Origin of the sequence: Streptomyces sp. NPDC020362 (assembly GCF_040642095.1) — a bacterium.
Classification (GTDB): Bacteria; Actinomycetota; Actinomycetes; order Streptomycetales; family Streptomycetaceae; genus Streptomyces.
The window spans coordinates 1-2,196 of the sequence record NZ_JBFAET010000450.1 but is presented as its reverse complement, the minus strand read 5'-3'; the positions used below and the strand labels follow the sequence as shown (position 1 = coordinate 2,196).

Annotated in this window: 1 protein-coding gene; it reads right to left on the bottom strand. The window is 71.0% G+C overall.

Features of this window, described 5'->3' with window-relative positions; genetic code table 11:
• Positions 1-514 precede the first annotated feature (514 nt).
• Positions 515-1,669, bottom strand: coding sequence for a cytochrome P450 (locus AB0H32_RS48085; protein ID WP_361136010.1), 1,155 nt, complete (start codon positions 1,667-1,669; stop codon positions 515-517).
• Positions 1,670-2,196 lie beyond the last annotated feature (527 nt).

Below are 2,196 nucleotides of genomic sequence, written 5' to 3'. Positions count from 1 at the left end.
GGGCCCCGGCCGGTCTGTCGGGTCCGGCCAGAGCCAGGCACCCACAGTGCACCGGGACCGACGGCAGCCACACCGCCGCGGCAGACTCACCGAACCCCGGCGCACTGCGCAAGAGAGTGGTGCCGCACCACCGGGAGTGCCCGCCCGCAGTCCCCGGCCGGCCAGGACTGCGGTGCGGCTGCCGTCGGTCCCGGTGCACTGTGGGTGCCTGGCTCTGGCCGGACCCGACAGACCGGCCGGGGCCCCTGTGCCGGGGCGGGCTCGAAGACGTGCAAGAACGGCCGCTCCCGTGCTCTCACCGGTTTGCGCCGCCGCACAGCCGCAGCCCGCCTCCGGGAACGGCTGCCTCGGGCAGCGCACGTCCTCCGGCTAGGGCTTCATGTGCGGCCGGAAGCTGCGCAGTTACTGCAGACGCTGTACCGGAGTCTGTCTGCCGAGCGCTGTGCGCGGGCTGCTGCCGAGTGCGGCAGCGATCGCGCCGAAGCCGTCCCTGCAAGCGCTCGCGGGCTGCCCGTCACCAGGCGACGGGCAGCTCGGCAAGGCAGTGGAAGACGGGGTTCTCACGGAAACGGAGCCGGGACACCTCGCAGGCCAGACGGAGCGTCGGCAGCCTGGCGAACAGAGAGCCGAGGGCGAGCGTCACCTCCAGCCGGCCCAGCGACGCACCGAGACAGAAGTGGGCACCATGGCCCCACAGCAGATGACCGGAGGCATCACGGTGGATGTCGAGGCGTTCGGGTTCGGGGAAGACAGCGGCGTCGTGGTTGGCGGCCAGCAGACTGATCATCACCGACTCGCCCTCCCTTACCAGAGTCTCGCCGATCCGGAGGTCCTCGGTGGCCTGGCGCACGACACCGTCCTGGATGATCGACCAGAAACGCATCGACTCCTCCACGAACTCCGGCAGGAGCGCCCCGCTCTGGGCGAGGACCTCTGCACGCAGCCCGTCATCGGTCAGCAGACTCAGCGTGCTGACCGCGATCTGAGTCGCCGTCGACTCATGGCCGGCGATGAGCAGCAGCTTGAGGATCCCCAGGAGATCGGCGCGGTCGAGTTCACCGGTGACCACATGGTTGAGGACGAGGCGGCTGACCAGGTCGTCCCCCGGATCGCGCTCCTTGGCACGCGCGTTCTCGTCGAGGAAGGCGATGATCCGGTGATGCGCCGCCAGAGAAGGAGCGGGGTCACCGTCCGTGAGCAGGATCTGCGTCTGCTCCAGGAAGAATGCGGTGTGCTCGTCCGGGATTCCCAGCAGCCGGGCGATGACCAGCGCCGACACCTTCGCAGCGAAGTCCCGTACCAGGTCCGCGGGCTGCGGGCCGGCCGCCAGCGCGTCGGCCGCCTGTTCGGTCAGCTCCTGGATACGGGGCCGCAGTGCACGCACCCGGCGCACCGTGAACTCCGGTGCGACCATCCTGCGAAGCCGGCCGTGCTCCGGATCGTCCATGCGCAGGAAACCGCTCGGTCGGCCCTCGGCGGGCACCGGGATGCGCAACGGAAAACCGGGCCGGGTCTCATCGGCGCTCAGCCGGGGATCCTTGAGAGCGGCCTTCACATCCTCGTAGCGGGTGATCAGCCAGACCAGCTGCTCCTCACCGGCCCCTGCCGGCAGACGGACCCGCGCCGGCGGGCCGTCACGAACCGCACCGAGAGCCGACGGTGGCGACATCGGACACACACGGGCCAGCGGCCAGTCAAGCACACCGGAATACACACCGGGCATGGTCCTCCCCCTATCAACGTGCACGAATACCCTCGCCACCCGGCATCCACGGCGGCGGATGACCCGACCGGACCACACAAGCACCCACCACTGACACCCCAGTGACCTGCCGCTGACCCCCTCCACCGGCTCACCCGGGGACCGATTGCTGGCGACAGCCGGAGCAAACCGCCGGGGAGCACGTTCCCGCACAGCCCGCCGGCCCGCGCCCCGGGACGGAGCGGGGCCGTCGCCCCCAACGCCGACCGCCACAGCGGGCGGTGAACACCGTGCCCAAGACGATGCCCGGGCGCCGCCAGTCACCGCGGGGACCACAGCCGACACCCTTTCGCCCCTCACGTGCACGCTCGCCTCGTCGGCGTCGGCCGCGTGGCGCTGCGTGTCGGTGAGGGCCTCCTGGACGATCCGGTGCACCGCCCGGTCCACCGCGGCCGACAGAGCACCGATGCCCAAGGACGTCGGCCGCTCCTACG

Coding starts and splice junctions, on each gene's coding strand:
- AB0H32_RS48085 (WP_361136010.1), bottom strand. CDS start 1,669: ATGTCGCCACCGTCGGCTCTCGGTGCGGTTCGTGACGGCCCGCCGGCG.